20 protein-coding genes are annotated in these 24,216 nt (G+C 46.7%); 11 read left to right on the top strand and 9 right to left on the bottom strand.

The annotated features are described in order from the left end of the window. Positions 1 to 11: 11 nt before the first annotated feature. On the bottom strand, positions 12 to 5,528 hold the full coding sequence (locus GTQ38_RS10890; RefSeq protein ID WP_161435551.1) for an alpha-2-macroglobulin family protein: 5,517 nt from the start codon (positions 5,526 to 5,528) through the stop codon (positions 12 to 14). 320 nt (positions 5,529 to 5,848) lie between these two features. On the opposite strand from GTQ38_RS10890, the gene GTQ38_RS10885 reads away from it, so the two are divergent. The 4 genes from GTQ38_RS10885 to amaB all read left to right on the top strand — a co-directional run bounded on the left by GTQ38_RS10885 (position 5,849) and on the right by amaB (position 8,996). Next, positions 5,849 to 6,331 (top strand): CAP domain-containing protein, encoded by a 483-nt coding sequence (locus tag GTQ38_RS10885; protein WP_161435550.1) that lies wholly within the window; start codon positions 5,849 to 5,851, stop codon positions 6,329 to 6,331. Positions 6,332 to 6,429: 98 nt separating this feature from the next. Continuing rightward, positions 6,430 to 6,966, top strand: coding sequence for a 3-hydroxyanthranilate 3,4-dioxygenase (locus GTQ38_RS10880; protein ID WP_161435549.1), 537 nt, complete (start codon positions 6,430 to 6,432; stop codon positions 6,964 to 6,966). Between the two features lie 8 nt (positions 6,967 to 6,974). Beyond that, complete coding sequence (locus tag GTQ38_RS10875) at positions 6,975 to 7,337, top strand: DUF1304 domain-containing protein (protein ID WP_161435548.1); 363 nt, start codon at positions 6,975 to 6,977, stop codon at positions 7,335 to 7,337. 105 nt (positions 7,338 to 7,442) lie between these two features. After that, positions 7,443 to 8,996, top strand: coding sequence for an L-piperidine-6-carboxylate dehydrogenase (gene amaB / locus GTQ38_RS10870; protein WP_161435547.1), 1,554 nt, complete (start codon positions 7,443 to 7,445; stop codon positions 8,994 to 8,996). A gap of 88 nt (positions 8,997 to 9,084) precedes the next feature. Here the strand turns inward: amaB and GTQ38_RS10865 are convergent, their stop codons facing one another. Together GTQ38_RS10865 and GTQ38_RS10860 are read right to left on the bottom strand one after the other, a co-directional pair. Then, the gene (locus GTQ38_RS10865; RefSeq protein WP_161435546.1) at positions 9,085 to 9,228 is read right to left on the bottom strand and encodes a hypothetical protein; all 144 of its coding nucleotides are present in this window, start codon (positions 9,226 to 9,228) and stop codon (positions 9,085 to 9,087) included. Between the two features lie 250 nt (positions 9,229 to 9,478). Further along, entirely contained in the window at positions 9,479 to 9,631 is a 153-nt protein-coding gene (locus GTQ38_RS10860) for a hypothetical protein (protein WP_161435545.1), read from the bottom strand. A gap of 508 nt (positions 9,632 to 10,139) precedes the next feature. On the opposite strand from GTQ38_RS10860, the gene GTQ38_RS20985 reads away from it, so the two are divergent. Further along, on the top strand, positions 10,140 to 10,382 hold the full coding sequence (locus tag GTQ38_RS20985) for a hypothetical protein (RefSeq protein WP_238857904.1): 243 nt from the start codon (positions 10,140 to 10,142) through the stop codon (positions 10,380 to 10,382). A gap of 20 nt (positions 10,383 to 10,402) precedes the next feature. Then, the gene (locus GTQ38_RS10855) at positions 10,403 to 10,927 is read left to right on the top strand and encodes a hypothetical protein (RefSeq protein ID WP_161435544.1); all 525 of its coding nucleotides are present in this window, start codon (positions 10,403 to 10,405) and stop codon (positions 10,925 to 10,927) included. A gap of 51 nt (positions 10,928 to 10,978) precedes the next feature. Here the strand turns inward: GTQ38_RS10855 and GTQ38_RS10850 are convergent, their stop codons facing one another. Genes GTQ38_RS10850 through GTQ38_RS10840 form a run of 3 tightly spaced genes read right to left on the bottom strand, consistent with a single transcriptional unit; the run spans position 10,979 to position 13,976 of the window. Further along, complete coding sequence (locus GTQ38_RS10850) at positions 10,979 to 11,704, bottom strand: metallophosphoesterase (protein ID WP_161435543.1); 726 nt, start codon at positions 11,702 to 11,704, stop codon at positions 10,979 to 10,981. Beyond that, positions 11,701 to 12,783: a DNA helicase PriA gene (locus GTQ38_RS10845; RefSeq protein ID WP_161435542.1), complete on the bottom strand. Its 1,083-nt coding sequence runs from the start codon at positions 12,781 to 12,783 to the stop codon at positions 11,701 to 11,703. Before GTQ38_RS10845 ends, GTQ38_RS10850 begins: the two co-directional genes overlap by 4 nt. Before the next feature lie 59 nt (positions 12,784 to 12,842). Then, positions 12,843 to 13,976 carry an SPFH domain-containing protein gene (locus GTQ38_RS10840; protein ID WP_161435541.1) on the bottom strand — a complete coding sequence of 378 codons (1,134 nt, stop codon included), beginning with the start codon at positions 13,974 to 13,976 and terminating at the stop codon, positions 12,843 to 12,845. A 183-nt stretch (positions 13,977 to 14,159) separates the two neighbouring features. Between GTQ38_RS10840 and GTQ38_RS10835 the strand changes: the two genes are divergently transcribed. The 3 genes from GTQ38_RS10835 (at position 14,160) to GTQ38_RS10825 (ending at position 19,336) form a co-directional block, all read left to right on the top strand. Beyond that, positions 14,160 to 17,828 carry a T9SS type A sorting domain-containing protein gene (locus GTQ38_RS10835; protein WP_161435540.1) on the top strand — a complete coding sequence of 1,223 codons (3,669 nt, stop codon included), beginning with the start codon at positions 14,160 to 14,162 and terminating at the stop codon, positions 17,826 to 17,828. A 99-nt stretch (positions 17,829 to 17,927) separates the two neighbouring features. After that, on the top strand, positions 17,928 to 18,350 hold the full coding sequence (locus GTQ38_RS10830; protein WP_161435539.1) for a hypothetical protein: 423 nt from the start codon (positions 17,928 to 17,930) through the stop codon (positions 18,348 to 18,350). 41 nt (positions 18,351 to 18,391) lie between these two features. Further along, the gene (locus tag GTQ38_RS10825) at positions 18,392 to 19,336 is read left to right on the top strand and encodes a carbohydrate kinase family protein (protein WP_161435538.1); all 945 of its coding nucleotides are present in this window, start codon (positions 18,392 to 18,394) and stop codon (positions 19,334 to 19,336) included. On the opposite strand, the gene GTQ38_RS10820 is transcribed toward GTQ38_RS10825, so the two are convergent. Genes GTQ38_RS10820 through GTQ38_RS10810 form a run of 3 tightly spaced genes read right to left on the bottom strand, consistent with a single transcriptional unit; the run spans position 19,333 to position 22,115 of the window. After that, entirely contained in the window at positions 19,333 to 20,469 is a 1,137-nt protein-coding gene (locus GTQ38_RS10820) for an ATP-binding protein (RefSeq protein ID WP_161435537.1), read from the bottom strand. The genes GTQ38_RS10825 and GTQ38_RS10820 overlap by 4 nt on opposite strands. Continuing rightward, entirely contained in the window at positions 20,466 to 21,218 is a 753-nt protein-coding gene (locus tag GTQ38_RS10815; protein ID WP_161435536.1) for an SDR family NAD(P)-dependent oxidoreductase, read from the bottom strand. Before GTQ38_RS10815 ends, GTQ38_RS10820 begins: the two co-directional genes overlap by 4 nt. Positions 21,219 to 21,239: 21 nt before the next feature. After that, entirely contained in the window at positions 21,240 to 22,115 is an 876-nt protein-coding gene (locus GTQ38_RS10810) for an aldo/keto reductase (protein ID WP_161435535.1), read from the bottom strand. A 160-nt stretch (positions 22,116 to 22,275) separates the two neighbouring features. Between GTQ38_RS10810 and GTQ38_RS10805 the strand changes: the two genes are divergently transcribed. After that, a complete protein-coding gene (locus tag GTQ38_RS10805) occupies positions 22,276 to 23,277 on the top strand; it encodes an AAA family ATPase (protein WP_161435534.1) in 1,002 nt (333 codons plus the stop codon). Between the two features lie 70 nt (positions 23,278 to 23,347). After that, entirely contained in the window at positions 23,348 to 24,214 is an 867-nt protein-coding gene (locus GTQ38_RS10800; RefSeq protein ID WP_161435533.1) for a DUF58 domain-containing protein, read from the top strand. Positions 24,215 to 24,216: the final 2 nt, after the last annotated feature.

The following is a 24,216-nucleotide window of genomic DNA, read 5'->3' as shown; positions in this document are numbered from 1 at the left end:
GCAATTGACCATTAGCGCACCACCTCTACCCAGCTGCCAGAGGTCCGCGCAATATAGTCATTGTTGTACATTCCCTCCGCCTGAATGCCGGGAAGGTAATATCTCCCGGGATAGGAGGCATTAAGAAGCAGCCTGAAGGTCCTGGTTTCATTCCTTTTCAGGTCAAAATAAAACATGGCGCGATCGTCTCTAAGATCGGTATAGCTCACCTTGTTCTCCGCAAAATTCCCGAAGTCCGTAAATCGGGTATTCACTATTTCCCAGCCACTGGGGAATATTTCGGTAAGCGCCATATTTTCTATAGGTCTGGAACTGGTATTGGTGAGGGATATTTCCGCAACAAAGTTGGTTCCCTGCTGCAATCTTGAAATATTTACAGCGCTACCATCCCTTCCCTTATAGGAAATTCCCACCGACAGATTTCGCTGCTGAGTTCGCTCCTGACCAACGGCTAAAACACCACTACTTACCAGGCTAAGGTACAGTGTATTAGAGCCCTTATTGGTAAGGCTGATCTGGTTTCTCCCCTGCTGAATTGGCAGATCACTTACCGCCAGGGTCTTTTCGGTTGTGGTATTTAAGGTCTTTCCATTAACGGAAAGCTCAGCGCTGATTTCCTTACCCCCGATCATTTCGGCAAACTTTGCCATGGCCAAAAGACAATATGAGGTAGTTTGCGTACTCATCCATCTTCTTTCATTGAGGTCTGCTGCCAGTGTTTTTGCCATTTCCTGTGCCCTGACCTTGTCTTTCAACAGAATTAAGGTCTCAAGAGCCATTGCCCTGTTGCGGGAAGCGGAGCCATAAGTTTTGCTATGGTCTTTATAAAGGCTGAAATCCGGAGAGGAATTTCCGATCAGGTCCAATGCAATGCGTTTTTGTCCGATCAATCCGTAGGCTGCCGCTAAACGGTAACGCGTTTCCAGGCCCAGGCCGCTCGTTTCCCTAAGCCGGTTCATGGAGGCGATATCCGCATTACCGGAAAGGGCCAGGACATAGAGTCGATACGCCTGTGCAAGGTCCGGGTATCGGCCATCGCTTCTCCATTGTTTGGCAAGTCTGGACTGGTAATCGACCCAGGAAGACTTAAAGCCAATGGGCAATACATATCCCTTTCTTTCCGCTTCAAGTAGAAAGTGTCCGGCGAAGGAAGTTCCCCAATCGTTAGGGTTTGAGGCTCCCGGCCAGTACGAAAATCCTCCGTTGACCAGCTGGTAGTTCCCAAGCCTCCGAATTGCAGCCTCCACATTTCGTTGAATTTCCTGTTGCTTTGAAGTATCAAGATTAAAAATGTCTGACAGGTACAACTGCGGAAATGCCGCGGAAGTAATTTGTTCAACGCAACCATGAGGATAGTGTATCAGGTATTGCATCCTCCCGTTAAAATTCATTGGAGGGAGCGTAGAGAACTCGGCCTGCACACCATTACTTCCCGAGATCCCGAAGGTTTCCAACTCAATTGTTCTGGTACTGCCCGGATCCAATACAAAATCCTGAACTTCGGTGGTCAGCGGATTGGGATTGATTACGTCAATTGGAACTTCAAAAGAAGCCTTCTCTCCGTCCCCGGAAGCCTCTACCACTACTTTGCCGATACCCTGCAATTCAGAAACGGTAAGCTCAAAATAGGCCATTTTTTCATCAGGTTCACTGAAGCTTAGAGTTTGGCTTGAAGATCCGGTAATGTTAAATGACTTGTCCGGACGAACCCTTAAGGTCACATTCTTCACCTTCTTTTCCATGGCAAAAACAGTGACCGGTAAGGTCACTTTTTCTCCCGGAGTGATCTTACGCGGAAGCGAGGCCAATACCATCAGAGGTTTACGTACGGGAGTAGTCTTTTCCGTTGCGCCATAGGCCTCTGAAGAAAGGTCGGAGGCCACAAGCATTGTACGTACAGAGCCTACGTACTTAGGGATGCGAATGTCGTGGGAGTCGGTTTGTCCTGGTTTGAGTTCAAAAGGTCCCAGGTGTACGACCATAGGTTCAAAGCGGTTGGCCTTTTGGTTTTTGGCGCCGGCAAGATCCCCATCGCCTCCAATGGCAAAAACCTGGTCAATACGCCCGCCAAAAGCTCCGATAACATCATCGTAAATATCCCAGGTTTTGACCCCAAGGGCCTGTCTGGCATAAAATCCACCCCAGGGATCCGGGGTTTTGAAACGAGTAAGGTCCAGCAACCCTTCATCTACCATAGCTATGGAGTAAGTCATAGTCCGGCCATTTCGCTCACTTACCCTCAGGCTTACCGTTTCTTCCGGGCGGAGTACATCTGCCAGGTCAATCTCCGGTTGAAGCCTGGTTTTGGGATCTTCTACCGACAACGGAAGCACGCCATAGAGCCTGATCGGGGCATCGTTCAAAGTATTGGCATGTGGTTGCAATAAGGAAATGTGGACATACACATTAGGCGTATAAAGATCTTTGATATCCAGATCAAACTTGGTTTCCCCATTCTGTGTTTCTACCCAAAGGGACTCCAGCACTTCACTGCCATTTTCCACTGTGACCAGGGCCCTGCCTCCTTCGGAACTTGGGAAAGTTACAGTGGCTTTTTCGCTTACATTGTACTTTTCCTTATCCGCTGAAAATACGAGCATAGTGGCGGCAGAAGGATCGTTCTTTCGGGATTTACCTGCCCATCCCGGCCAATCAATATAAATGGTCTTCCCGCTAGCATGACCTCCATTTTCATCTTCCACCCTTACCAGGTAACGGCCCCATTCAGGGTATTTGAGCTCAAACTCAAATGTGCCTTTCCCATCCGTTCCCGTATTTATTCGCTCTTCAAAAACCTTCTCCCTGTAATTACTGCTGCTGAAATTAGATAAGTTCTCCTCAGAAGTATCCCACCACCATCGCCAATTGACCTTATGCATGGTCACCCGCAGATCTTTCACCGGCCTTGGAACTCCCTGTTCATCTACCGTAACTACTTCAAATAAATGTTTGGTATCCGTGAGAAGCATCCCCCTTGTTTTATCTCCTTTTGGCACGTTGAGGCCCACATAGGTGCTGAAGGGTGAATAGCTTTTACTGAACACGTCGGTACTGAAATCCCCACCGGTCTCATACACTTTGGTAATAAAGGAAGCCCTTAACATCCCGGGTGCCGCGCTGCTTAGCTGAGGCTTCAATTGAAATGAAGCTTCCCCCTGTGCATCGACCCGGCCGTCAAAAACAGATTGTTCTTCGGTTGAAAACCTTCGGGTGGGGTCGTCAAAGGTATAGCCCGGAAAACTGCCGAAGGAAGTAGACTGGCTGGCAAACCTGGCTGTAATGTCCGCTTTCATGTTCCTGGCAATAGCGCCGTGAAGCCACTTAACCTCCATAGTCCCTTTTATTGGGTTCTGTGAAGAAAGGATCTCAGCCCCAAAGTCCGTCTTAATTTTAAGTCGGTTTGGTTTGATGGTCTCTATCCTAAGGGATTTAGTGAAAGAAGCCCCGCCTACCGAAACTTTTGCAAGCCAATTGCCGGTAGGGGCATTCTCTGATGTGGCTATGTTGAAATTGTAGAATCCATTTAGCCCTGAGGTTTTAACCTCGCGATATGTTTTTTTGTTATAAGGATCGAAGAGGGTTAGAGTTACCGGATGATCTTCCGGTAATTCATTGGCTTTGTCGTTCAGCATAAAGGAAAGGAAAACCTTATCTCCTGGCCGCCACACCCCTCTTTCAGCAAACAGAAAACCTTTGAGTCCTTTTTGCAGTTCCACGCCGGCAACATTGAACTTACTTACGGACAAGACATTTCCGTCATTGAGCTTAACATAATTCACCTGTCCCTCGCTTTCAACTTTTGCGAAGTAAGCCAGTTTCTCGGAGTCAAAAATTGAGGTTCCGTCCGCATCCGTGGTCACAGAACCTATAAGTTGTTGCTGGTAATTGTAAAAACTCACCTTGGCCCCTGCTATGGGATTGGTGTTCAACAGGTCGTTTACAGCCACGAAGTAGCTCTTGTTCACGCCCTTCTTTACCGTGACCCCAATATCTGTAGCCAGGACGTTCAGGCCTACTTTCTTGTCGTAGTAATAGGAAGTGTGGCAAGGGTTTTCCCGTTCATTCCAATCGTAATTATAGTAGTAGTTGCTGTAGTAATTTTCCACTCCATCCCAGGAACTGTCTTCCTGGGCCTCATCAAAATTCTCCTCTGAACTATCCAGGGTATCAAAGTTGTCCGTGTTGCAGCTATAAGCACTATAGGAGGGTTTAAAGTCGAATTCAACGCGGTAGATCGCACCCACTTCCGGACTTATCAGTTTGCTCAGGTCCAGAGCATGAGCTTTCCACTTGCCGTCAACATCTGAAATATTACTTTGAAGACTGATCTTCTTTTGGGCTATAGGCCTCGCCACAGACCTGAGATTGTATGCGCCATTTAGTTTATTCCCTTGCAGGAACTGCATTATATTCGATTGATAAATCTTCAAAACCTTCACATCTACGGCTAGCAGATTAACGGTTTCAAAATTGATCTTCAGATTATTGGACGAAGGGAGTATGGTGGCGTTTGACAATAACTTTAGTTGGGGTTTTAGTTGTTCAAAAGACACCAATTGCTGTAGGCTGAGCTTTGTCTTATACCCCTCCTGGTTCTGAATGCCCTCAAAGAACTCCAGAGTGGCCGTTCCCTTAATGTCTTTGGAGGGATAGAGCTTTAAGGTACTGCCTTCTACGGAATACTTCGGATTGTCATCGCCTTCCAGCACTATCAATCCATTGAAATTCTGTCCTTTCTTCAAGGGATCCGAAAAATTGATCAGCAGATGTTGCTGTGGATTTTGTTCTACCCGTATATCCAGTACCGTAAAATTATTTTTACCCGGGATCTTTACAGTATTCTTTCCCTGGCTTTCAATCCCCATTTTTTTTCCGTTCCAGGAGATCAGCAGTTCGGAGTCTTCCTCCAGTCGTAAAATACTATCCACCCTGAACACGAATTGCCTGCTTTCCTGGATGCCCTCCTCAAAATTGATCGGCAAGGCTTTTCCGTCGCGTTCTACCCGTATCAATTCTTTCGCCATCTCCAGGGACATAAGGTCGGCAGATCTCATTTGTGCCTCCAGATACTGTAGATCTTTGGTTCTGGATTGCAGGGGTCCTGAGTAAACATTGAATTGCTGCTTGATGGTCTTCAGCCCGAAGGTCAGCAACCTTCGATCTTTTGGAATATCGTCCACAATTGCCCCGAGGTTCAGGGTAAAGAGGTATTCCGTATCCTGGTCCAGGCCATCCTCCGGGCTAAAGGAAATAGTCCGTGGATCCAGGGTTTTTAACTTGCCCTTTACCCTGGGTTTGGAGGTCAACAATGCATCCTCAAGTTCGTCTCCACTTTCCCAGCCCTGAACAGGATGGGTAAGCACCACCCGGATATCATCCCGGGTGGATATGATGCCCTGGGTTACCTGGGAAATGTAGTTTGTGTAATCGTTGAGATTGTTTACGGTGATTGATTTTTTCTCTTCCCCGGAGGTACAGGCCAGTAGCAAAAATACAGCCAGCAGGCAGAACGTCTTTCCTATTCGCATCAAAAAGGTTTTATAGATATACGTAAAGATAGGGGCTTTGGAACTATCGGATTTGAGAACTTTTTATTTTTCCCTCTCCCTGGAAGCCTAAGGATTACAGCGCATTTTTGATCCTTTACTCAAAGTTTTCCGAGGCTTTCCGGCAACCTTTTGGCCTACTGTGCCTCACCTCCGCCCTTTGATGCATTTCATCGAAAAAAGGGGTTCTTTTAAAGCAGTTTCCTGAGAATTTCGTTAATATTACACACTTGATTCTTCTGAATCGGGTTATACGAGAAACGCCCCATTCTTCTCTTCCTACTTAGCAAATAGAACAGTATATGAAAATGAGATTGCAATTCGCTATCTCGGTTTTATTTGTATTAGTGGCGAGTTCCTGCTCCAAGGAAACCATAGGTAATGCAGATATACCGATCCCGGAAAATAAAAATGCCGTCCAGGTAGAACAAGAGCTATTGGGAATTGTGAATGCTCACCGGGCTGCTTTGGGATATAATACTCTTGTCTTTAGTGAGGTCGCCTATTCCTACGCCAACGAACATACGGATTACATGATCGCCAAAGGGAGTCTGAGTCACGATAATTTCAGTGCCAGGGCATCCGGAATTTCTTCTGAGGTAGATGCGGAATACGTTGCCGAAAATGTCGCGAAGAATTACGCTACTGCGATTGAAGCTTTTGAGAACTGGCTGGATAGTCCAAACCATCGTAAGACCATTGAGGATAATTTTACACATACCGGCATCAGCGTAAAGACAGATGCTTCCGGGAACTACTACTTCACCCAATTGTTCTACCGCTAAAAACCCAAAAGCAACATAGATTTCTTAACTTTGAGTAAGTGGATCCGCTTTCAGAAAATCTAACTGTAGTGGTCCTTAACGCTTAAACGAAAAGAATAATGAGCATTCAACCTCCCTTTAATCTCAGCCGTTGGATTGAGGAGAACCGCGATACGCTAAAACCGCCGGTAGGGAACAGGAATTTGTACAAGGACGCCGGGGATTACATTGTGATGATCGTCGCAGGGCCAAACGCCAGAAAAGACTATCATTACAATGAGACCGAAGAACTTTTTTACCAACTGGAAGGCAATATTGAAGTTCATATACAGGAAGATGGCAAGAAAAAAACCATGAAGCTCGGCCCGGGCGACATGTACCTGCATCCTGCGAAGATCCCACACTCTCCGGTTCGTCATGAAGGTTCCCTCGGACTCGTGATTGAACGCAAGCGAGACGAAATGGAAGTTGATGACGGTCTGCTCTGGTTCTGTGATAATTGCAATAATAAATTGTACGAGGCCTATTTTACACTTCACGATATTGAAAAGGATTTCCTCGGCCACTTTGAGCACTTTTACGGGTCCGAGGAATTGCGGACCTGTGATAACTGCGGGACCGTTATGGAAGTGGATGAACGCTTTGTGGCAAAATAAATCATATTATGAAAATAGCAGCTCAAATACTCATAGGGGTCATTGCCTTGTTACATCTTTATTTTCTTTGGTTCGAAATGTTCGCGTGGACCACAAGAGGCCGCAAGGTATTCCGAAGTTTTCCTCCTGAACTCTTTGAGCCCACCAAGCCCATGGCTGCAAATCAGGGATTGTATAACGGATTCCTGGCTGCCGGACTCATCTGGACATTTTTTATTGACGACGCTACCTGGCAGCAAAACATAGCGATCTTCTTCCTTAGCTGTGTATTGATTGCCGGTCTCTATGGAGCGTACAGCGCGAGCAAGAAAATCTTCTTCGTACAGGGACTCCCGGCATTGTTGGCCCTGGCCATACTCCTTTTAAAATAAAGCGGACCGGGACTGATTTTTTGTCCGCGGAAAGTTTCAATATTCGTAGCTTTGTGGTCCCGATTAATATCGGAATCTAACAATTCGTATTCAAAAAGTTATAAAATGTCATTAGTAGCCACCGATTTCGGAATAGAAAAAGCATTGGAACAACTGGGGATTAACCCTGTAAATGAGGGGACCTCCACGGGTTCGGATTGGTATGCTTCAGGAGAACTGATCTCCTCGTATTCTCCTGTTGACGGCCAGCTTATCGCCAAGGCCAAAAGCACTACCAAAGAAGATTATGAAAAGCTGATGGCAACTGCCGGGGCCGCCTTTGAAGTATGGAAAAAAGTTCCGGCTCCGCAAAGGGGTGAGATCGTACGCCAATTCGGCGAGAAACTACGTGAACTCAAAGAGCCACTGGGTAAACTGGTTTCTTATGAAATGGGGAAATCATACCAGGAAGGACTGGGGGAAGTTCAGGAGATGATAGACATATGTGATTTTGCGGTTGGCCTTTCCAGGCAATTACATGGCCTGACCATGCATTCCGAACGCCCCGGACACAGAATGTACGAGCAATACCATCCCCTGGGAATAGTGGGTATTATTTCTGCCTTTAATTTCCCGGTTGCGGTTTGGTCCTGGAATACGGCATTGGCCTGGGTTTGCGGGGACGTTTGTGTTTGGAAGCCTTCGGAAAAGACCCCACTTTGCGGCATTGCATGCCAGCATATCGCGGCCGATGTTTTTAAAGCCAATGGATTGCCGGAAGGCATCTCCTGTCTGATCAACGGGGATTATCGGGTTGGTGAATTTATGACACATGATAAACGTATGCCTCTGATTTCCGCAACGGGTTCCATACGAATGGGGAAAATTGTGGCCCAGGCGGTTGCAGCCCGTCTAGGGAAATCACTGCTGGAACTGGGTGGGAATAATGCCATTATAGTGACCCCTGACGCGGATATAAAAATGACGGTGATCGGCGCGGTTTTCGGTGCCGTGGGAACAGCCGGACAGCGATGTACCTCAACGCGAAGGCTTATCATCCATGAATCCGTTTACGATAAGGTTAAAAATGCGGTAATTGAGGCTTATAAGCAACTCCGCATTGGGAATCCTTTGGATGAGAACAACCACGTAGGGCCACTTATCGATAAGGATGCCGTAGCACTTTACAAGAATGCCCTGGAGAAAGTGGTGGATCAAGGTGGCACACTACTGGTAGAAGGCGGTGTACTGGAAGGAGAAGGTTATGAAAGCGGTTGCTACGTCAAGCCGGCGATAGCTGAGGCAGATAATTCTTATGAGATCGTGCAACACGAAACATTCGCACCGGTTCTCTATCTTCTCAAATACAGTGGGGATGTGGAAAATGCCATTGAGATTCAGAATAGCGTGGTGCAAGGGCTATCCTCGGCCATTATGACAAATAATCTGCGTGAGGCGGAGAAATTTTTGTCCGCGGCTGGGAGCGACTGTGGTATCGCCAATGTGAATATTGGTACTTCCGGAGCGGAGATAGGAGGAGCATTCGGAGGTGAGAAAGAGACCGGAGGTGGCCGGGAATCCGGATCCGATGCCTGGAAGATCTATATGAGAAGGCAAACGAATACGATCAACTATACTACAGATCTGCCATTGGCACAAGGAATAAAGTTCGATCTATAGCTTAAACCCGCAGCTATTTCCAAACCCTTCCCCCCTGGGTTTAAAAAACAACTGCAGGTTTTTATTCGTAGGTCCTGGTCAAATTACGCTAGGCCTGACCGATGCTGTGTTCAATTTGCGACGCGCCCTCATGGCGTTCAGGATCGTAGTCGTCATCATTTTTTCTACAGGCCGACAGGGCCAGCAAGGCAATAACAACCAAAAGGATGTAATAAGTAACTGCTCTTTTCATCAGATGCTGTTTTTGTGTTTTCTCAAGGGAAAATTACAGTAAATATTCGCCCTAAGTATCTGATTTTGTATGGTTTGCCATTATTATTGTATGATTGAATCCTTTGTAAGTACTGCTTAAAAAAAACCCGCTGAGCTGTTAGCTCCTCCATTACAATACATGTAACTGGCTCAACAGCTCAGCGGGTTTTTGACACAAACTAAGGTACTTCTGGCCTTAGCCGGGATACCTGCTATAGGGTTAGTGGTACCTACATCCGGGAATCATTTCCGACGCCTTCCGCTCTAACAGGTTTAGGTTCCCTTACTGTCCAGCTTCCGTGCAACAAGGCCTGGGTTCCCAGTACTACGAACATGCAACAGAAGTTTAAAAATCCTAGTAGTCTTATTTTAAGCTTTTTCATTTTCAACAGTTTTGGATTTCACATTTAAAAATAGGTCTAAACAACTGATTTTCCGACCAATTATGTACTGACAGCCTGTGGATTTCCACCAATGGTCACACATCTTGTATAATTGGTATTTCCCATAAAAAAAACCCGCCACTGTCGGTTTAAAACAATAGCAGGTTTTTCCAAACTAACCAAACTAAACTAATTCAAACTATATATCCTAAAAGGAATTAAAACCCTATTTCAATGCCGGAACCTTGTCGGGAGAAATAGGGTTTCCTTGTCAAATGTTTAAGCTAATATCTCTATTATTTCTATTGACACAATCTCAAAAAGTACGATTGGACGAAAATTCTGTATATATGGTACGTTTTGAGCTATTGGCTTCAGGAATCCTAACAGAATTTTGAGCTATTCAGGTGAAGAAGCCCGGTCTGGGAAGGGTAAGATTAAAGTGCAGAAATTTAACACTTTAGGCTTTATTTAGTACATTGTATACAGAACACTAAACATTACAACAATGACCAAAACCACTACGAATCTCGTGGGGATCCTTATTACGATCCTCGCGGGCACCTATTTTTTTGCAACCTATTGCAGTGAATGCCGGGTTGAGAAAAACGACCCCACCGTGATGGAGGTACAGATCCCTTCCCCGGATGCCCCAAAGGCCAGTACCACTGGGCCGGAGGTTACCTTAGCCAGTAACAATGTTGAAAAAGCCAAGGCTGAAAACAGTACAGCCCTGACATCTGATGAATAAACAACCACAAAAAATTAGAAATGGATTTTGAAAATATGAATATTTGGTGCTGGTTAATTATAGTGCTGGTGGGTGCAATTTGCGCATACCTGGGATATTTGATCGGCAAGTCCGGAAGTAAAAATACTAGTGTTGCCGCTGATCTAAAGGCACTGGAAGATAAGAATGCCAGGCTTGAGGCTGATTTGGACGCCTGCAATCAAAAACTTGAATCCGCTATGGGGGCGGCTTCCTTAGCTCCAATACCCTTTGACGCTGCTGCGGCGAAAGCGGCTTTTGGTAAGCGAATAAAGCAGGACGACCTAAAGGTGGTGGAAGGTATAGGCCCAAAAATTGAGAGCCTCTTCCATAATTTTGACATTAAAACCTGGAAAGCCCTTGCTGAAACTTCAGTGGCCAAATGCCAGGAGGTATTAGATTCCGGAGGCGAGCGCTATAAAGTTCACGATCCGGCATCATGGCCCATGCAAGCCAGGATGTGTTACGAAGGAAAGTGGAAAGAACTTTTCCGCTGGCAGGAAGAACACGACCACGGAAAACTGTAAAACCTGATGGCGTCTAAAAAATAGCTTTTGGACGCCATTTTTTCTCATTGGCTAATTCCTCCCTGTTTCCCCGGGATAAAGAGTGTAAACCGGATCGCTTTGCCAGACCTCCTTGGTATCCACATCTATAATGGACAAAGGTCCTTTAAAGGCCGCCCCGGTGTCTACATTCCAAATATTGGCCGCGTTTATAGGAACAGTCTCCCCGATGCGGGTTACAGGGGTATGCCCAATGTAGATCTCTTTGTAGTGCTTGAGGCGTTTGGGGTAGCGGTCTGATTCCGGACTGAGGTTTTTATCCAGGGCAAGGGCCATCTCCCACAATGTACGGTCCCAATAGAACATCTTTGGGAAATACTCGTATTGCACTCCGTGCATATTGGTAAAACCCGCGTGAAGATAGAGCCTGTCCTTGTTGTCCAGATAATAGTTCTCCAGGTTTTCAAAAAAGGAAATATGTATTTTTCTGGTGGCCTCATCAACCGCGAGGTAAGAATCCATGGTGGCTTCACCACCATGCCTAAACCAGAGTGGATTGTCTTTCCAGGTTGACAGCCAATCGTAACAGAGCTCATCGTGATTGCCCTTGATAAAAATGCAGTTGTGCTTTGTTTTAAGATCAATGAGGAAGCCTACGGTTTCAGCGGCCTCACTCCAACCATCCACATAATCGCCCAAAAAGATCAGCTGGTCATCAGCGCTTACCTCCGCCCTGGTCATTACTTGCTTCAAGGCCTTCAAACCTCCATGGATATCTCCTATGGCTAATGTTCTCATTTTGCTACGATCGCGATTAGGGTTATTACTATGATTATAAAGAGGACCAAAAAGAAGATCTTCCAAAACGAATAGGGCCTTGTTCCGTAAATAACCCCGGTCTGTCCGTTTATGTAGAAATGATATTTCTTTCTATTATAAGTGTACGAGCTGATATACACCGGTAGTAGCACATGCTTAAAGGTCTCTTCAGACAGTTTAATGTCCGCATGGTGTATACGCTGAGTATCTCCCCCAATATCTCTGCGAATCCAGGTGTAAGCAATGGATTTTGCTTTTTGGAAAGACCTGTGATGCCCTTCCTTCAAAGGAATGGTATACTTTTCAGTTACAAATCCGGAAAGGTATTTGGAATTGAAAGGTACCAGCTCTTTGACGTTCCAGGCAGAGACCGCATTCGGTATTTCCCTTTCCCTCTTCTCTGAAGCATTGATGAGGATATCATCCACAAAACCATTTACCGCCCCGGAAGCCGGCCGCCACCTGGTCTTCCTGACCTGCCTGGTCTGCATGCCGTTTTTGGTTCGGTACCTTTGGGTCTCGTAGTAGTAGTCACCTCTTTGGCCCTGATAGGTGGCATGCAGGTCCGCATCAAAGGTCCAGTGGGGTACGTATAAACCGTGCAAGGCCTCGGGGTCAAGGGCCGCCCGCTTTAATTTGTTCGGGGCGAACCAAAGCCTGTTTACCCACTTCTTAAAGATCCCACGGGCTTTTTTGAAGTCTAATTGGAAGGGGATGAGTGCGCCGGGGACTATCCACCCTTCTTTTTCCACATCTTCCCGGATCAGGGGCTCACCGCAGTAAACGCAATGCAGGGATTTAAAATTCTCCTCCACATGTTGGTTGGCCCCACAGTTCTTGCAATGCAAAATATCTATGGTCTCCGTATAAGCATTATCCCCAACTGCCTTTAAGTAATGCTGTAATTCCAACTCCTCGAAACTACTTTTGGCCGGCTCTATGAACTCCTCGTATCCACAATACTCGCATTTGATCTGATGCGAACCCGGCTTGTATTTAAGCTCAGCTCCGCAATTCGCGCAGGCCTTTTTCTCTTCCGATCGTTTAATTTCGTCCATAGGCTATTCCATCCTAAACAGGGTTTTCAGGAATTTTGCATTCGCTTTATACCGTTCAATTATTCCGTGGGTAAGGGTGGTGGTGTATTCCCTCCCAAAAAGGCTTTGAGCTCTTCTATATCCTTAAGGGCAGTCCAATTGGCCAAACCTTGTTTCCAAACCAGGGAATCGCGGTTGATCACCCGGCTGGCAAAAAGCTCTTTTAATTTGTCAAAACCTACAGGACCCATTTGCTGCCCATTAAGGGCATAATGATACAGGGTTTGAGTAGGCATAGGTGGAGGAACCGCCGCGGTCTGCCCTGGCGGAAACGCTTGCTGAGCTGTTGGTTGGCTCATCATATTGCCCATTTGCTGGGCCAGTACAAAGCCCATGCCCATGCCCATACCAGCTCCGGCCGTACCCCCTTCATTTTTGGCTGCCGCTTCCATGGCTTTGGCTGCTTTAAATTGAGAAAGCTTGGTCATATCCAGTTTGTCCAGACGGCTGTATTCAAAGATCTCTTTTTTGAGTTCCTCCGGCATAGAGACATTCTCGATATAAAAGCGCTCCAATTCAATTCCTACCCTTCCGAATTCCGGTTGCATTACCTCCTGGCAGGTTTCAGATAACTCACTGGTGTTCGCGGCGTATAGCTCTATGGGAAGATTGGCCTCTCCTACGGTATCCGTAAATCTTGTTACGATCAGACTTTTAAGGTGCTCATTGACCTCATAGTTGGTGAAATTGCCATCAGTTCCCACCACGTCTACCACAAACTTCCCGGGATCACTTATCCGGAAACTGTAAGTACCAAAGGCCCGGATCTCCGTAAGCCCGAATCTTTCGTCGCTAAGCATAACCGGGTTCTTGGTGCCCCACTTCTCATCGGTGAACAAACGAGTGTTCACAAAGTAAACCTCAGCCTTGAACGGGCTGTTAAAGCCGTATTTCCATCCTTTTAAGGTAGCCAGTATTGGTAGGTTCTTAGTATTGAGTGTATAAGTCCCGGGCTCAAAAACATCCGCCAATTGACCTTCGTTTACAAACACCGCGGTTTGCCCTTCCCTTACAATGAGTTTTGCCCCGTTCTTGATCTCGTTCTGATAGCGTTCAAAACGGTGGACTATAGTATCGTCAGAACTGTCAAGCCATTCTACAATGTCTATAAATTCATGACTAAGTTTCTTTTTAATTTCATCAAATAGGCCCATGCTTTTAGTGTTTAAAATTTCCCCAAAAGGTAGTCGAATTCTGGAAAAAAGGCAAAAGACGAACCGGAATATTTGAAAGGTGAAACCTGGGTGTGCATTTCATCGATTTTGTAATAAAATGCCTACGTTATGCAGTTTTTTTTGCTATATTCTCTGCTGTTCTAATTAACTTAAAAACGCTATATGAAAACACTATTACTTCAAACGAGGTCGCGCCTCGGTGCGACCTTAGTTCTCATTTTTTTAACTGTTGTTCCTGTCTTAGCACAGCAACCGAAACTAAAAAATGATCACACCCCACAAAAAGGGCATGCCCTTTACAAACAAGCCAAGATCTACGACAGCGAAATTGGCCCTGTCGGCGTAAAACCTAAGGCATTTGGAGACCGGGCGCTGGACCGGTGGCTGTTTGAACAACGCCAGTTGCAAAATCCCTTTACCGGGGAGATCCCCCAGGACATTCAGCAGCTGGAACTAAAATTTACAGAGAATATTCAGGCTCGGAGCCTGCAACAGGAGATTTCTAAAAGCGCAGGCGAAAACTATGCGAAACGGAGCCGGTTTTCGTATTGGAAGAACAGAGGTCCGGGAAATATTGGTGGAAGAACTCGAGCCCTTGCCCTGGATAGCAAGGATGAGAACACCATTTTGGCCGGCGGGGTCTCCGGAGGCCTTTGGAGATCTACCAATGCCGGGCAGAGTTGGAGAAAAGTTACACTACCCTTCCAATCTCCCAGCATAACCGCCATAGTACAGGATCCCCGTCCGGGAAGAAATAGAATCTGGTACTATGCCTCAGGAGAATTCCTGGGGAATTCCGCTTCAGCCGGAGGAGCCTTCTATACCGGCAGCGGTATTTTTAAGTCTATTAATAACGGTAGGACCTGGTTTCAATTGAGGAGTACACGGGATGAGGATCTTACCAGTTTTGCGCCCTTTGACGTGATCAACAGCCTGGCTATAGATCCGGATAATGGAGACCTCTATGCGGCAACATTGGAGGGGATCTATCGCTCCCAAAACGGAGGCCGTGATTTTGAATTGGTGCTCCCCGGAGCTTTTGCCAGCTTTACGGAAGTAATCGCAACTCCGGGCGGAAAAATCTATGCCACAGTGGATTTCTTTAGTGATGCGGATAGTGGTTTCTTTGTCACGGAGGATGGAGATACCTGGACAGAAATTACACCTCCGGACCTTTTTCCCACTATAGGAAGAACCGTAATGGGGGTAGATCCTTCGGACGAGAACCGCATCTTCTTTTTCTCCGAAAACCTTTCGGGCTTTTCAGAGGCATTTCTCTGGCGATATCAGGCAGATGCTGCCACTCCGGAAGAGCAATGGGTAGATCTCAGTGCCAATCTGCCTACCACAATAGGCGGGCCTGTAGGCAATCTGAATTTACAGGGAGGATATAATATGGTAGTAAAGGTTCATCCGGAAAACCCGGATTTGGTCTTTATCGGGGGTACGAACCTGTACCGGTCTGTAGATGGTTTTACTAGCCTGGTAGGTCCGGAAGGATGGATAGGCGGTTACAATATCGCCAATGACATTTCCATTTACCCCAACCAGCATCCGGATCAGCACAACCTGGTTTTTCTTCCATCCGATCCCAACAAAGCCATAGCGGCAACAGACGGCGGTGTCCATAGAACAGAAGACATCAGCATGCCTGGTCCTGTTGACTGGATTTCCCTGAATAACAACTATATCACTACGCAACCTTACGCTATTTCCTTTGACCCGGAAGCGAATAGTGATGATCTGTTGGCCGGTTTTCAGGATAACGGTACCTGGTTTACCAATTCTGTAAGCCTCAACGATCCCTGGATAGAGGATTTCAGTGGTGACGGTACCTTCAACGCCATTGCGGATGGGGGTCTTACCCGATATGTCTCCGCTCAGTTTGGAGTTATTTTCAGGCTTAATTTTGATGAGAACGGAGATTTTGTCTCCTTCACCCGGGTACAGCCGTCAGGGGCGAGCGGTTTCGCTTTTGTGGCTCCTTTTGTACTGGACCCCATCAACGATAATGTCATGTACCTGCCGGCGGGAGATCGCATTTGGCGAAATAACAACCTGGACGAGATCCCCTTGTTCTCCAATGCCACTACCTCGGTAAACTGGAGCGAACAAACACAGACCGCCACCCTCGATGGGTCACAGATCACTTCCCTGGATGTTTCTAAATTCCCGGTCGCTAACCGCCTATATTACGGTACGGCTACCGGTGGTATCTATAAGGTGGAGAATGCCAATGTAGACGATCAGCCCGCCGAGGATATTTCCAGCGGTAAAGGACTTCCCGCAGGTTTCGTAAACAATATATATGTAGACCCAACGGATTCAGACAGGGTGTTTGCTGTATTCTCTAATTACGGCATACCGAGTATTTTTATGTCCGAGGATGCCGGAGGAAGCTGGGAGGATATCAGCGGTAACCTGGAACAGAATTCTGACGGTTCCGGAAACGGTCCTTCCGTCAGGTGGTTCGCTATGAACGGGGATAACGACGGGTATTTTGCAGGCACCAGTACCGGTCTGTACTTTACTTACCGCTTGAGAGGCAACCGCACACGCTGGTTCAGAGAACCTATTCGCATCGGAAATGGCGTAGTGACCCAGGTTAAAACCAGAAAAGACGGTTTTGTCGCTGCAGGGGTACATGGAAACGGAGTATATAGCGCCAATTTCTTTGTACGTCCAAGACCGGAGCCTACTTTAAGTGTGGCCTATCTTTTAAGCGATATTACTGTCCCGATCAATGTTGAACCTTTTGAGATTGACATTACAGATCTATTTGTAAGTTCAAAAGACAAACCTATAGATATTGAACTCACCAACTCCAATCCGGGACTGATCTCGGCCGCTATAGACGGGGATAAAATCCTAATCAGTGTCACACCGGAGACCGAAGGCTCGGCCGCCATTGGTCTGGTAGCCACATCAGGGGAAGAGCAGGTTTCCGAAGGCTTTACCATTAACGTGATAGAGCCTGCCATTTACCAGCAGGTAGGACCGGTAGCCAGCAATACGGTCTCTCAGTTCTTTACAGACTTCGGGGCGGTAGTACAATCTGCGGACGACTTTATTATCCCGGAAGGAAGTAGCTGGAGACTGCGCAATGTTACTGCCTTTGGTACGGCTTCAGGCGGTCCGGAATTGACCAGCGGCACGGTAGTTATCTACAGTGACAACGGTGGTGTTCCTGGTGATGTGGTCTATAACAGTGGCCCCATCGAACCCATTTCTGCAAGTACGGACAGCAACCTGAGCCTGGAACTGCCCGAAGAAGTAAATCTGGGCAGTGGCTCCTATTGGTTATCCGTTTTTGCCAACCTCGCCTTTACCCCAAATAACACCCAGTGGTTCTGGCTGACGCAGAGCACTGTTATAGGCCAGGAAAACCAGATCAGGGACCAGGCAGACCTCTTTGGACTGGGGCTTGTGGATTGGACCCCTCAATCCCTGGCATTTGGAGGAAATCCTGAGGACCTCGTATTCCAGATATTCGGTAGAGTAGAGACTGCCGCAGAAGAAGAAACCGAAACCCCTATGGAGTCATCCCTGGCTCAGGAGGAACTTCGGGAGCTCGCGACCCTGGAGGTAAGTCAGGCTTCAGCGGTTTGGCCAAACCCCTCCATCTCTGAATTCTATTTTTCACTGAGCGGAGCGGATAAAAAGGTCAACGCGCGAGTCTACAATTTACTCGGTCAGATGATCTATGAAAAATCCGACCTGGATACCAGTCAACCATTTTCATGGGATGCTTCAAACCGTCCTGCCGGGATCTATTTTGTAAAGATCACCGGCCCGAAAACAGATCGAAGTTTTAAGCTTCTAAAACGCTGATTTTCAATTATTAGTAATTTTGAAGGGGCGTGCCAGACATGCCCCTTCATCTTTTAGACCCCTTTGATCCGTATCTATTAAAGAACAACCCCTCAAATCATGAAATATCTAGCAATCTTACTTTTATTAATGGGTGGCATAGCTTGTAATTCCTCCCAGAACGATCCGGAACAAGCCATTGAGGACAACCTCGAACAGCCTGCAGAGCCACTACCACAAGCTGGAGTAAACCCGGGTGAACTTAATTTTGTCATCAAAATACTGGAAACCTATAACAGCTCAAAGGAAATCTGTGGCCTGGCCAAAGCCAATGTAGCCCTGGTTAAAATTATGGAAATGGGCGAAGGTGGTATGGGAATAGTGAACCTCCCGAAAAAAAGCGACGAAATGCAGGTAGCATTCCTGCTTCCTTCAGAGGCACTTCAGACCGGAGCCTTACTCGAGGCTACGGCCAAAGAATCACTTTGTCCGGAGGCTTCAAAAACCTACTATACCATAAAAAATTATAAAATAGTGGAATAAGACAGTACTTCTGTTTACTTTAGGCCTGTCAAAATCCTTCCATGAAAAAGGTTTTCTGTATTGGGGAATTACTGATCGACTTTGTTGCCGAAAAGCAAGGCAGCGATCTCTCCAAAGCTACTTACTTCACCAAAAAGGCGGGCGGAGCCCCGGCAAATGTCGCCTGTGCCATTGCCAAACTTGGCGGACGAAGTGTCTTTATAGGCAGCGTTGGAGATGACCCTTTCGGGACTTTCCTTCTGGATGTGTTACGCGAGAACAGGGTAGACGTATCCCTGGCGCAACGTACGGAAACCTTTACCACCCTGGCCTTTGTTTCGCTGGCTGAAAATGGGGAAAGGGATTTTGTGTTCAGCCGTGGGGCAGACAAAGAATTGCAGTACAATTCGGCCATAAAATCAGAATTTGCCGGTAATCTTATTCATCTGGGTGCGGCGACAGCACTTTTGGGAGGCAAACTGGAAGAAGCCTACGGACATTATTTTTTTGACGGCCTGACCAAGAAATCCTTTATAAGTTTTGATCCCAATTACAGGGCCGACCTATGGAAAAACAAACAGCAGAATTTTGCTAAAAAATGTATGACCTTCGTAGAGAAGGCGGACCTGTGCAAATTTAGCCTGGAAGAAGCGCAACTCCTATCAGGGAAGGAAGACGTGGCTGAAGCCTGTAGGTTCCTGCACGAGGTGGGAACCAATATTATTGCCGTTACCCTGGGAGCCTCCGGTACCCTGATCAGTACCCGGGAATTCCAGGAAACTGTCCCCAGTATAAAAGTAAAGGCGGTAGATACCACCGGAGCGGGTGATGCCTTTATCGGTTGCCTGTTACAACAGATAGCCGCACTGACCAATACCGATTCCCTGGCAGGAGATCGTGATTTGCTTGTCAGCATGGTGGCGAAAGCCAACAAGGCAGGCGCCATTACCACAACGAACTACGGGGCAATTGAGTCCCTTCCGGACCAGGAGCAGCTAAGCGCTTAGTTGTATTTCACCTTTCGAAGTATCCGAAGCGATTCTTTCAGGGATTCATAGATCTCCCCATTTCTTTTCTTCAAAAGGGGTCTTGCATATTCCAGTCTTTCCTTTGCCTCGTCAAATCCGTTGAGAAAGCATATCAGATAGGTAGCAGGCATGTGCTGAAGGTCTTCTTCCTCGGCCACGGTAAGCGGAATTCCGCTATCTATCTTCTTTAGCAGGGCATTATTGGTGTTGAAGATGTGGTAGAGAGTCTTTTTGTCGTACTGAGGGGGCTCAAAAATCAGGTCACTTTGGATCTGGTAGGTTCCATTGTCTGAAAAAGTTATAACCACCTTTTCCAGGGGGTAGTATTTCAGTTGCTTTCCAAGGCCAAGCTGAACGTATTCCAGCGTAGAGAAGGAATCCTCATCGAAAGAGATAGTGATATCATCAAGGGCGGAATAGAAGAGTTTTACCTGTTCATTAATAAGCTCAATATCCACCCTGGAGTAATACATCTGCTTTTTGACCTTCTTTTGATTTCCGGCCCAGCAAACCACAAACTGTTCTTTAAAAACCTTGTAGCTACTAACCAGGTCCTTATGCCTGTTGTTGATGAAATCGATTACCCCATCCAGAGTGAGCTCAATATTGTTGCGGGCATGCTGTTCTATGGTCGCGACCACCTCTGAGTTGATATCTTTTAGTTCAATATCAAAAGCCTTTGGCAGGCTAATACTTCCCTCTCTAAAAAAGACGGAGCCGCCGTAGTACTTCCATATGTTCTTACGAAGGGCACATACCTTGCCATTTGAGGTAACTGTTACAAGACCTACCACTTTGCCATCGGGCAGGTTCGGAAAGTGAATGTTTTCATAGGAGATAAGCGGGGGGTTATCCAGATAGGCGTTTACGAGGTTCTGTATCTTACTGTCATCAAAGAAATCTACCCCGACAATCTTATTGTCTTCATCCTCTACCCCTACGACGATAAAAGAATTGTTCCTGGGATTACTATTGGCCAGAGCACAGACGTGTTTTAGGAATTTGGCCTTCCCTTCCTTCTGCCCAATATTGATGAAGCGCTTCTTGTCATAAAAACTATTCTCGTCATTATGGGCGAGTAAGTTCTTGACCAGAAGTCGCTTATTGATCATGATCTTTTCACAATAGTGGAACTCGCCTGGGCGGTTGGCATCACCACAAGATCAGCGATATTTACGTGATAGGGTCTGCTGACCACAAAATATATGATATCCGCAATGTCTTCTCCCAACAAAGGTTTAAAGCCGGCGTAGACACTTTTGGCTCTCTCCTGATCCCCTTTAAAACGCACCTCGCTAAATTCGGTTTCTACCAGGCCCGGATTAACGGCTCCAACCCGGATCCCGTATTGGTTGAGGTCTATGCGCATGCCCTGGTTTATGGCGTCTACTGCATGCTTACTGGCGCAGTATACATTTCCCCTGGGATATACCTCTTTGCCTGCTGTTGAACCTATGTGTATGATATGCCCGGAATGGCGACTGACCATCTGCGGCAAGACAGCTTTGGTTACATATAATAGCCCTTTTACATTGATGTCCAACATAGCATCCCAATCGTCCAGGCTGCCTTCATCGATCGGATCCAATCCGTGGGCGTTTCCGGCATTGTTTATCAGTATATCGATTTGAGCAAAATCATCAGGGATAGAGGCAATAGCCTTTGCCACCGCATCCTTATCGCGAACATCGAATCTCAGGGTGTATACATCGGTTTGCTTGCTCAAAGCTTGCTGTAATTCGTCCAGCCTTTCCTGCCGTCTTCCACACAAGATCAGCCTCAGGCCGTTTTGAGCAAAATTCTCTGCCGTCGCTCTTCCTATCCCGCTTGTGGCACCCGTTATCAAGGCTGTTTTCTTCATCTTAGTTTTGATTGCGCATTCTTAGGGAACCTTGTGCCCCTGCGATGCGGTTAATAGTATAAACCAGTCTTCCAGTTCCATCTGAATTTGGGATGCTTTTACGGCATCAGAAAGCCGGGCTTCGTTGGTAGTACCCACCACCGGATGAATTCCGCAAGGATGCCTCATGATCCAGGCCAGAAGCAACTGGCTCGCATCCGCATTATACTTCTCCTGCATGGGTTCAAGCGCTTCCTTTATCCGAGCATTCTGATCACTGGATTCCCTGAAGTAGCTCCCAAGCGGACTCCAGGCCATAGCCATTCTATTCGCGCGGATGCTGTCATCCAGAGTGCCGTCGAACATCACATCATGAGCTGTAAGCGAGAATTCCACCTGGTTACCCGAGACGGGAACGGCTGTCTCCAAAAGGGCGATTTGCGAGGGCGTAAAATTAGAAACCCCGAATTGCCTGATCTTACCACTATCCAATAGCTTAGTAACCGCCTCGGCTATTTCATCCGGAACCATCAACGGGCTTGGCCTGTGCAACAGGAACAGATCCAGGTAGTCTGTCTTTAGCCCCTGTAGGGATCGCTCCGCGGACCAGATGATGTACTCACGGGAATAGTCGTAATGCTTAACCTTGTTATCCCTGGCATCGCACATATACTGAATACCGCATTTGGAAATCAGCTGTATCTGATCACGATGGATTTCGCTTGAGGCGAAGGCATTCCCAAAATCCGCTTCGGTGGCATATCCTCCGTAAATATCCGCATGATCAAAAGTGGTGATCCCCACTTCCAGACAATGCTGCATCAGGGAGATCATTTCCTCAGTCGTCATTTGCTTTCCCCAGCTTCCCCAGGACATGGCTCCGGCGATGATTTTTGAATAGGATATCTGATTTTTCATATGCCGGTGAAATTAGGAATAAATCCCTTAAATACTTCATAAAACTTGGTACGTCCCACCATTTTTTAACCAATCGTTAACAGCCATTATATAAATAAATTTTCAATTTGCGCCATACTAAAATTCCAACCTATTGAAACACAATTACTAAAAGACTTTTATGGAAGAAAATGCTACCGTAGATATTAGCGCTGTGAACGAGAAAATTGCCCAGGAAAGCGCTTTTATTGACCTACTTATGTTAGAAATGAACAAAGCGATCGTAGGCCAGAAGCACATGGTTGAGCGATTGCTTATCGGGCTTTTGGGTCAGGGCCACATCTTACTTGAGGGAGTTCCGGGACTTGCAAAGACCCTGGCCATTAATACCCTTGCCAATGCGGTAAAAGGAGAATTCAGCCGTATCCAGTTCACTCCGGACCTACTTCCCGCGGACGTGATCGGGACGATGATCTATAATATCAAAGAAAACGACTTTTCCATCAAGAAAGGTCCCATTTTTGCCAACTTTGTTTTGGCTGACGAGATTAACAGGGCTCCGGCCAAAGTGCAATCCGCGCTGCTTGAAGCCATGCAGGAAAGACAGGTGACCATTGGAGACGAAACTTTTCCTTTGGACAAGCCTTTTCTGGTCATGGCCACTCAAAACCCGGTGGAACAGGAAGGTACTTACCCCCTTCCGGAAGCACAGGTAGACCGTTTTATGCTTAAGACGGTCATAGACTATCCCAAGATGACCGAGGAGCAACTGATCATCCGGCAAAATCTGAAAGGAGGCCACGAAGCCATCAAGCCGGTGGTAAGCCTTAAGCAAATTCTTGCGGCGCAGCAGGCCGTACGCGAAGTCTATATGGACGAAAAAATTGAAAAGTATATTTTAGACCTGGTCTTTGCTACGCGATATCCCGAAAAATACGACCTTGGAAACCTTAAACCATTGATCAGCTTCGGGGCATCTCCAAGGGGAAGTATCAACCTGGCAAATGCGGCCAAGTGTTATGCCTTTATCAAAAGACGCGGGTATGTAGTACCCGAAGATGTGCGGGCTGTAGTTCACGATGTGCTGAGACACCGTATTGGGATCACCTATGAGGCCGAGGCTGAAAACATAACTTCAGAAGAGATCATCAACCGAATCGTAAACGAGATTGAAGTACCATAACAGTTCAATGTTTGTTGCTCAATGTACCGGATCCGGACATTGAACCTTAAACCCTAAACCTTGAACCCTAATGGATACCAAAGAGTTACTTAAGAAAGTTCGAAAGATTGAGATAAAGACCCGACGGCTCTCCGATCATATTTTTGGCGGGGAGTACCACTCTACGTTTAAGGGTCGGGGAATGACATTCAGTGAAGTTCGGCAATATCAGTTTGGGGACGATGTGCGTTCCATAGACTGGAATGTTACGGCCCGGTACAACGAACCCTTTGTTAAGGTTTTTGAAGAAGAGCGGGAGCTTACCATGATGCTACTGGTAGACATCAGTGGTTCAGAGCTTTTCGGGACCACTCAGCAGTTCAAGAAAGCGATCATTACAGAAATTTCTGCTACCCTGGCTTTTTCCGCCATGCAGAACAACGACAAGGTTGGCCTAATCCTTTTTTCAGATGAAGTGGAGCTGTTCATTCCTCCCAAAAAGGGAAAAAGCCACGTATTGAGGATCATTCGGGAATTGCTGGAATTTAAACCTTCAAGCAAAAAAACGGACATTGCGGAAGCATTGAAATACATGACCAACGTGATGAAGAAAAAGGCCATCGTTTTTGTCCTTTCTGATTTCATCGCGGACGGTTACGATCAGACCCTGAAAATAACCGGGAATAAACACGATGTTACCGGGATAAGGGTTTATGATCCCAGGGAAGAAGAAATTCCGAATCTCGGGATGGTTCAGGTGCTGGATGCGGAATCCGGGGCCCAGAAACTCATAAATACCCAGTCCAGAAAAGTGCGTATGGCCTATGCCGAATACCATCGCGATAAAGTGGCATATTTTCAGAACGCTTTTACCAAAGCAGGTTGTGGTGTATTGAGTTGTAGGGTGGATGAAAGTTATGTCAAGAAGTTGTTGGGATATTTTAAGCGAAGAGGATAGTT

The sequence above is a fragment of the Poritiphilus flavus genome, assembly GCF_009901585.1.
Classification (GTDB): Bacteria; Bacteroidota; Bacteroidia; order Flavobacteriales; family Flavobacteriaceae; genus Poritiphilus; species Poritiphilus flavus.
This window is presented reverse-complemented; position numbering and strand designations above follow the sequence as displayed.

Coding starts and splice junctions, on each gene's coding strand:
- GTQ38_RS10890 (WP_161435551.1), bottom strand. CDS start 5,528: ATGCGAATAGGAAAGACGTTCTGCCTGCTGGCTGTATTTTTGCTACTG.
- GTQ38_RS10885 (WP_161435550.1), top strand. CDS start 5,849: ATGAAAATGAGATTGCAATTCGCTATCTCGGTTTTATTTGTATTAGTG.
- GTQ38_RS10880 (WP_161435549.1), top strand. CDS start 6,430: ATGAGCATTCAACCTCCCTTTAATCTCAGCCGTTGGATTGAGGAGAAC.
- GTQ38_RS10875 (WP_161435548.1), top strand. CDS start 6,975: ATGAAAATAGCAGCTCAAATACTCATAGGGGTCATTGCCTTGTTACAT.
- amaB (WP_161435547.1), top strand. CDS start 7,443: ATGTCATTAGTAGCCACCGATTTCGGAATAGAAAAAGCATTGGAACAA.
- GTQ38_RS10865 (WP_161435546.1), bottom strand. CDS start 9,228: ATGAAAAGAGCAGTTACTTATTACATCCTTTTGGTTGTTATTGCCTTG.
- GTQ38_RS10860 (WP_161435545.1), bottom strand. CDS start 9,631: ATGAAAAAGCTTAAAATAAGACTACTAGGATTTTTAAACTTCTGTTGC.
- GTQ38_RS20985 (WP_238857904.1), top strand. CDS start 10,140: ATGACCAAAACCACTACGAATCTCGTGGGGATCCTTATTACGATCCTC.
- GTQ38_RS10855 (WP_161435544.1), top strand. CDS start 10,403: ATGGATTTTGAAAATATGAATATTTGGTGCTGGTTAATTATAGTGCTG.
- GTQ38_RS10850 (WP_161435543.1), bottom strand. CDS start 11,704: ATGAGAACATTAGCCATAGGAGATATCCATGGAGGTTTGAAGGCCTTG.
- GTQ38_RS10845 (WP_161435542.1), bottom strand. CDS start 12,783: ATGGACGAAATTAAACGATCGGAAGAGAAAAAGGCCTGCGCGAATTGC.
- GTQ38_RS10840 (WP_161435541.1), bottom strand. CDS start 13,976: ATGGGCCTATTTGATGAAATTAAAAAGAAACTTAGTCATGAATTTATA.
- GTQ38_RS10835 (WP_161435540.1), top strand. CDS start 14,160: ATGAAAACACTATTACTTCAAACGAGGTCGCGCCTCGGTGCGACCTTA.
- GTQ38_RS10830 (WP_161435539.1), top strand. CDS start 17,928: ATGAAATATCTAGCAATCTTACTTTTATTAATGGGTGGCATAGCTTGT.
- GTQ38_RS10825 (WP_161435538.1), top strand. CDS start 18,392: ATGAAAAAGGTTTTCTGTATTGGGGAATTACTGATCGACTTTGTTGCC.
- GTQ38_RS10820 (WP_161435537.1), bottom strand. CDS start 20,469: ATGATCAATAAGCGACTTCTGGTCAAGAACTTACTCGCCCATAATGAC.
- GTQ38_RS10815 (WP_161435536.1), bottom strand. CDS start 21,218: ATGAAGAAAACAGCCTTGATAACGGGTGCCACAAGCGGGATAGGAAGA.
- GTQ38_RS10810 (WP_161435535.1), bottom strand. CDS start 22,115: ATGAAAAATCAGATATCCTATTCAAAAATCATCGCCGGAGCCATGTCC.
- GTQ38_RS10805 (WP_161435534.1), top strand. CDS start 22,276: ATGGAAGAAAATGCTACCGTAGATATTAGCGCTGTGAACGAGAAAATT.
- GTQ38_RS10800 (WP_161435533.1), top strand. CDS start 23,348: ATGGATACCAAAGAGTTACTTAAGAAAGTTCGAAAGATTGAGATAAAG.